The organism is Bacillus sp. TE8-1 (genome assembly GCF_008368855.1).
Lineage (GTDB): Bacteria > Bacillota > Bacilli > Bacillales > Bacillaceae_G > Bacillus_A > Bacillus_A cereus.
The window spans coordinates 22,248-28,393 of record NZ_QPET01000043.1 but is presented as its reverse complement, the minus strand read 5'-3'; the positions used below and the strand labels follow the sequence as shown (position 1 = coordinate 28,393).

Genomic DNA, 6,146 nt, shown 5'->3' with positions numbered 1-6,146 from the left:
CTTGCATTCTTTTTGCGCTTTGCTTTCCTTAAATCCTCAACTTGCAACATGGTTGCTCTTTCTTTTACCTATTTCTTCTTTACTTGCATTTCTTTTGCGCTTTGCTTTCCTTAAATCCTCAACTTGCAACATGGTTGCTCTTTCTTTTACCTATTTCATTCAACTTGCAACACGTTTGCGGTATCCTTTACCTATTTCATTCAACTTGCAACAGTATATTTTATTTCTCAACCTAGTAATTTTAAAATTTTTAAGCCACTTTTCTTATATTTTGAGTAAGTTACATACATAAAATGCAACATGTTTGCGGTATCCTTTACCTAACTTCCCTAACAATTTTCACTCCAACCCCATATATATCAAGGCTTTAAAGTTTTTTTATTCAATTCTTTATGTATCATTCAACTTGCAACACGTTTGCGGTATTCTTTCCCTTATTTTTCACCCAAGATGCAACACTGTTTGCGGTATCTTTCCCCTATTTCCAATCTATAAATACCAACAAACCCTTTTACATCAAGGATAATCATTGTAATTCATTTTAAATGATTGTCCTCACCAACTTGCAACATGTTTGCGGTATCCTTTACCTAACTTCCCTGCCATTTCTACTCTAATCCTTTATATATCAAGGACTTAGGTGTTTTTCTGCTCATTCATATACATATCATCAAACTTGCAACACGTTTGCGGTATCCTTAACACAAAAAAAAATTAAGAAATTCTCTTAACCCTTGATACGACTAGCTTCATAAGCTGTTGCAAGTTGCTATTTTTCTTCTTAAAGGAGCACGTTTCAGCATTTTTCATTTTGCTATAATCAAAATTGGTATATTTTATAGTATTTTGACATATATTTCTGAATTTGTAGAACGGAGGTGAAAAAGATGGGGAAATCATTTGTGATACGTAATCAACGTAGCTTAAATGGGAAAACAACAAACGCAGTTTTAGTAACACTAAAATCTTGGCAAAAGTTTGTGGAAACATTTGAGGAGAAGTACTACAGCTATAAAGATACATATTTAGAAGATATTCTGCAGCACATGACATACGAAGAACGTATTGCTGACGAAGAAGGCTTTGTCGAAAAAGCCAAACCATCTTTTTCACGTCGCGCATTGTCTGCACTTGCAGAAAAAACGGGAAGAAAACATAAATTATACGGCATTACGAATGCTGATCTCGAAGTTTTCTTATATCTACATAAGAAATGCTTTACTAATGGTGTCATTCCAAATGTAACAATACATATGATGTGGGAAGATTACAAGCAATACAAAGAAGAATTTGCTTATATCCAACACTCTCAATTCTATATTGCATTAAAGAAATTAAACTTACATAACATTATCTCCATTGAAAATGGAGTAGATGGCCGATATACAATCAAGCTGACTCATTTTATGAATGAGGAATCAGAAAAAGCAAATCCATACGTATATATTAGTCCTGTTGTATTTACCAAGGCTTTCTTTAAGTTATCTGTAGCGTCTAAGAAACTATTCTTAGACATCGCCATGCAACAACATACAGAAACAACGTTAAAGCGTTCATTGGACAAGCAGGACGAAAGAGGCAACAAAACTCACTTCGGTGGGATGTATCGTTTCTTACATAAAAAATATCCGCATCAAATCCGTGCCGTTATCGACGAATTAACAACGGCATTACCATGTACGGGGAATCCCCTGTTCAAAATTTGCAAAATGCAAAAAGGTGTAAAGCATACAAAACGATATACGACATTATATCTGTCTATCCATTCAGACTTCTTATGTTCGAAAGAAGCTGGAGAAGAACAACATAGGGATCCATTTACACCAAAAACTACCTATGCTCGTAAAGCGAAATTTATCGAAGCAGTTCTACAAGAAATGAATATCGGTGAACTGTCTGCAGACATGAATAAATTCATTCATGTATTAAAACATACTTGTCATCGTCAAATCCGCAGTGTAATTCGCGGACTTCGTGACATGATTGATCGAAAAGAAGGATATCCAACGAAAATTGTATATACATTGAAAAAACTATTACATCAAACATCTCAATATCAAATTCTTGATGCAGCTGCGAAAGAAGGTATCTATCCTCTTATTGCGCAACATATACCAAAAGAGAGAAATAGTGACCGTGAACAAGCTGTCTTTAATTTCGGTTTACATTATTCTATGTACTCTCTTCACAATATTAAGAAGATGTTTAAGAATGTGCATGCACTACTGAAGCAGAAGTTTGCGGTACCAGTGACGGAAGAGTCTTATCACCGTAATTATCTAAAATACCAGGAAGAAACGTTATTTAGAAAATATGCGTATGATCAGGGTGTTAATCTCCATGCATATATCGCTTTAGAAATTGAAATGCGTGAAAAATTAAAAGTACGTGGCCATAAAGAACGCATAATTCCAAGTGATGTACGTGAATGGTTTATTGAAGAAATTGATAAGTTACCACAAGAGCAGCTACGTGTGATTGAGCTACCAAAACAGTTTAATTTACTAGAGTTTATGCGTAACTTCGAACGTTTAGCACGTGCTGGTGTAACAATAACATCTCCAGATCAGGTACTAACCGCAATGGAAATAAAATAATAGCAACGAGCTCTCTATTTTTGAAAAAAACAAAAGTGGAGGGCTATTCGTGTTTATTTGATTAGTAACACCTTCCTAATAATCTATTTATAAATACTAAATCGAAAAAACTTCATGTAAAATGGAGTCTTTTTTTATGCACTTCTATACAAATTTGATTCTATCAATACATAACTCTCCACATAATACGAGAGTGTATTCCTCTAATGTATTAAAACCTATCTCATAATACCTACAAAAAATCAAAAGGAATATTATAAAAATAGTGGATATGAGGACAATTATGATCAAATGTGAATAATATTTCCTCCATACCCCTGATAATACTACTGTCGTTCAATTTATCTAATAAAAATCATCAATAATAATGTGAGTTATGTGTAAATACTGAGTAATGTTAATAAATAGCCCCCTAATCTGAATGAAATGTGGATAATTAGAGGATTAATACCAACTTGATCACCAAAATAAGTAAAACAACTTCTATTTACGAGGTTGAATATATATAATGCGATTAGTATCAAATTCTTTCCGATTTCATGTAGAAATATAGTATTTTCTTTCTGCTTTTTTGTAGAATTAAAAGTCTAATAATCCTTGAATCTACGGATACTTTTTCTGTCATTTATGATTTTTTATGTTCTTATATCAAATTTCCCCTTGTAGGAGTAAGTCTAACCTCTATTTTGACTAACCTATAAAAGTTTTATCTTTATTTCTTTTTAATATATAAGATATATATTTATAATAGATTTTTAATATAACTAGTGTGCTTGTTAATAAGATGTCTGACCTAATTGAAAATATTTGTAAATCGCGTTATAATAATGGTAATTAAACATATCATTACCCACATAAAAAAAAGGCAAACCTAAGTATCCCTATCAGGATGAGGTTTGTCCTTTTTTTCATTTCTTCTTTAATTTGTGTATAAATGTTCGTCATTATATTATTAGCTCCTCTTTTTTAAATATAAAAAGAGAGTCCCTCTTTATAGGCACTCTCTCTTATGTATACCCTCTATTTTTAATCAATTACGATTTCATGTATATTCAGCTTGTTTAATTTTTCGTTATAGAAACTCATTACTTTTTGAGCATGTTGTATAGCGATAAATGCATCTTGAACAGTAAGTGCTTCAAAATACGGATAACGAATGTCTGTAGCATAACCATTCAGCTGCACGCATTGTTCTAAAATCAATGAGAACTCCGCATCTAATCTACAACAAGATTTGTGCAGCATTAAAAGGTTATGAGTTTTAGGGACTGGTCTACCGTTTAGTGCAAGAAATCCTTTTAGAAGTTTCTCCACACATTGTTGACTATGATAGCAAATAATTGCAGTAGGGAAAGGTTTCATATGAGATAAGTAACTAGCAGAATCTAAATCAGATTTTGCGATGAATACCCACTCTTTTAGATCCTCAGTATTTCTCATATAGGACCTTCCCTTCTAGTGCAATCTTATGTTCCATAGTTACGGTACGGTTAGCACGTTCTAGAAACTCTTCTGGCCCATACACTAAAATATCAACTGGTGTTTCCATAACATCGTAAATACCCCAATTGATACAATTAATGACTTCCCTTTTTCTTTCTCCTACACCTTCCACAACAATACAGAGATCAAAATCACTATCTTCATTTGGTGTGCCATATGCATGAGAGCCAAAAAGGATGATTTTTTGGACAGAAGACACAGTTTCACGAATCTTTTGCACCAATAGATTCAATTCCCTTTGTACCTTTTCGTTAATCCGAATCACCCCTCGGATAATGTAATTAAATTGATGTTTAAGTATATTATACATGTGTTTCTCTTCTCCTTGCTATTACATATTTATTTTTATATTTTTCTCTTGTTTCCCAACGTTCTGCAATGCTTGATAACATTCGTATATCTGCTTGAAATCTTGTAAAAATCCATGGTCAGAGATACTATGAAATCCTTTAAAGTTCTTTCTACATCAATATAAGATGCTAGATTCATCCTTCGCTAAAAAAGAATCCGGATTGAAATGAATCAAAGCCTCTGCTAAACAAGCCAGAAGCAATGGTATCATTTCGGAATCTTGCTTTGATAAATCAAGTACAGATACAACGGTATACTGCTTATATTGGTAGTATTGTAGAACACCATTACACATGTTTGTTGGTGTTAAACTGTATTGTAATTGAGTGGAATCTAATTGATACACTCTCATCTTGTCCCCTCCTATATCATTACTCCTCAATTGGTGCAGCTTTCGTAAAAGCCTTTTGAGCTTGGAAAATGATATAATGATTCGATACCGTACCTTCATCAAAGAGTTCGTTGACGAATTGAGCAACAGTCATGGCAGCGAACTTATTGGTAATAACGCGCTGTGGTTCTGAAGCAGCTGACGGATTATAATTTTATAATAAGAAAGTACCCATTCATCAAATGAGTACTGTTCATAACCATCCTCTAGAAATTCAATCAAAATATGACTGGGATACGCTTCACTTTGATAGGTGTTAAACGAAAATTCATGTAACACGAATTGAAAATCAGATTGTGTTATATGTTCCGAGCCTATACATAAATAGTAACCAGCTGTATCGAAGTAACATCCTTCCGCAACCATAGAACTAATATCCGAAGCAAAATTCGAATACATGTCTTCTGAGCTAAATAACGTGCCATCTAACAGGTCTTCTTCAGTTCCAAAGGCAAAGTGACAAAATATACGTGTTTGCTCGTTAAAACGCGCAAGCGACTCGAATAATAGTTCACTTGTGATATGCAACTTGTCCCTGTGAAAATCATTGATATTGATTAAGAATGGGATGTTATATTTACGAATTAATTTTTGTATGCGTAGTATCCGAATGTATACTTTCATCTCATTTCCTTGATTAAATAAATATCTCATCTTCTAGCCCCTGCTTTTCTACATTTTCTAGTTGTTCAGTGAAAAGATGTAAATGTAGCATTTCTTTTAATTCACAATCTGGACCATTTATACGAAATGAATTACCACTATAAAACGTGACATAATGTTGTAGCTGCTCAAATTGCTTTTCAAATTCATCTATATGTTCTAATGGTATGTTTTCTAAATCAGGCATTTCGTTCGCAATAAATCCATTTATAATCGATTCAAAGAATTGACGAAGTTCATGATTATTAGGAAGGACTTCTTTTGACTGTAAAAAGTTAAAGAAGTCACTGTGATTCATATTCATTTGGATACCCCCTTACACGAGAACCGGTAGAATTAACTGCAGATTAGAGTGAGTTGTATCCTCTGCTCCCACTACCACGATAGGTCTCTGATTACTAATCATTTTTATCGCGATTGTTTCAGAAGTTATCGTTTGTAGTGCTTGTAGCAGATATTCCACATTACAAGCCAATGTAAATGCTTCTACTTGATTACATGGAATTTCTACACTTGCAGTACCTACTTGAGAACTTTGTGGTTTAAGATGGATGCTTTCTTTTCCTTCTGACGTAAGCACGATTAAAGAGCTTAAGAGCTGTTTTAAGAGACTTAATTGGTAACACGACTTCACCATCTTT

The 6,146-nt window shown here is 33.5% G+C and carries 6 protein-coding genes and 3 pseudogenes; 2 read left to right on the top strand and 7 right to left on the bottom strand.

Features of this window, described 5'->3' with window-relative positions:
* Both DN404_RS30765 and DN404_RS29105 read left to right on the top strand, forming a co-directional pair.
* Positions 1-292 (top strand): annotated as a pseudogene (locus DN404_RS30765) (hypothetical protein); the annotation flags it as partial.
* 595 nt (positions 293-887) lie between these two features.
* Positions 888-2,597 (top strand): hypothetical protein, encoded by a 1,710-nt coding sequence (locus tag DN404_RS29105; protein ID WP_061655362.1) that lies wholly within the window; start codon positions 888-890, stop codon positions 2,595-2,597.
* 1,026 nt (positions 2,598-3,623) lie between these two features.
* On the opposite strand, the gene DN404_RS29100 is transcribed toward DN404_RS29105, so the two are convergent.
* From DN404_RS29100 to DN404_RS31150, 7 genes and pseudogenes are all read right to left on the bottom strand, one after another.
* The gene (locus DN404_RS29100; RefSeq protein WP_149215798.1) at positions 3,624-4,037 is read right to left on the bottom strand and encodes a HEPN domain-containing protein; all 414 of its coding nucleotides are present in this window, start codon (positions 4,035-4,037) and stop codon (positions 3,624-3,626) included.
* Positions 4,024-4,410, bottom strand: a complete 387-nt coding sequence (locus DN404_RS29095) for a nucleotidyltransferase domain-containing protein (RefSeq protein WP_149215797.1) — start codon at positions 4,408-4,410, stop codon at positions 4,024-4,026. Before DN404_RS29095 ends, DN404_RS29100 begins: the two co-directional genes overlap by 14 nt.
* 21 nt (positions 4,411-4,431) lie before the next feature.
* Positions 4,432-4,803, bottom strand: a pseudogene (locus DN404_RS29090) (hypothetical protein).
* Between the two features lie 19 nt (positions 4,804-4,822).
* Positions 4,823-4,981: pseudogene (locus DN404_RS31445) on the bottom strand (ThiF family adenylyltransferase); the annotation flags it as partial.
* Positions 4,933-5,496: a hypothetical protein gene (locus DN404_RS29085; protein WP_149215796.1), complete on the bottom strand. Its 564-nt coding sequence runs from the start codon at positions 5,494-5,496 to the stop codon at positions 4,933-4,935. The gene DN404_RS29085 and the pseudogene DN404_RS31445, both read right to left, overlap by 49 nt.
* Entirely contained in the window at positions 5,480-5,809 is a 330-nt protein-coding gene (locus DN404_RS29080; protein WP_149215795.1) for a hypothetical protein, read from the bottom strand. The genes DN404_RS29085 and DN404_RS29080 overlap by 17 nt, the downstream gene beginning before the upstream one ends.
* Before the next feature lie 12 nt (positions 5,810-5,821).
* Positions 5,822-6,142, bottom strand: a complete 321-nt coding sequence (locus tag DN404_RS31150) for a hypothetical protein (RefSeq protein WP_255445513.1) — start codon at positions 6,140-6,142, stop codon at positions 5,822-5,824.
* Between the last annotated feature and the right edge of the window lie 4 nt (positions 6,143-6,146).

What these genes read in the sequence shown, in the direction of transcription:
- DN404_RS29105 (WP_061655362.1), top strand. Translation starts at nt 888, where the DNA reads ATGGGGAAATCATTTGTGATACGTAATCAACGTAGCTTAAATGGGAAA.
- DN404_RS29100 (WP_149215798.1), bottom strand. Translation starts at nt 4,037, where the DNA reads ATGAGAAATACTGAGGATCTAAAAGAGTGGGTATTCATCGCAAAATCT.
- DN404_RS29095 (WP_149215797.1), bottom strand. Translation starts at nt 4,410, where the DNA reads ATGTATAATATACTTAAACATCAATTTAATTACATTATCCGAGGGGTG.
- DN404_RS29085 (WP_149215796.1), bottom strand. Translation starts at nt 5,496, where the DNA reads ATGAGATATTTATTTAATCAAGGAAATGAGATGAAAGTATACATTCGG.
- DN404_RS29080 (WP_149215795.1), bottom strand. Translation starts at nt 5,809, where the DNA reads ATGAATATGAATCACAGTGACTTCTTTAACTTTTTACAGTCAAAAGAA.
- DN404_RS31150 (WP_255445513.1), bottom strand. Translation starts at nt 6,142, where the DNA reads ATGGTGAAGTCGTGTTACCAATTAAGTCTCTTAAAACAGCTCTTAAGC.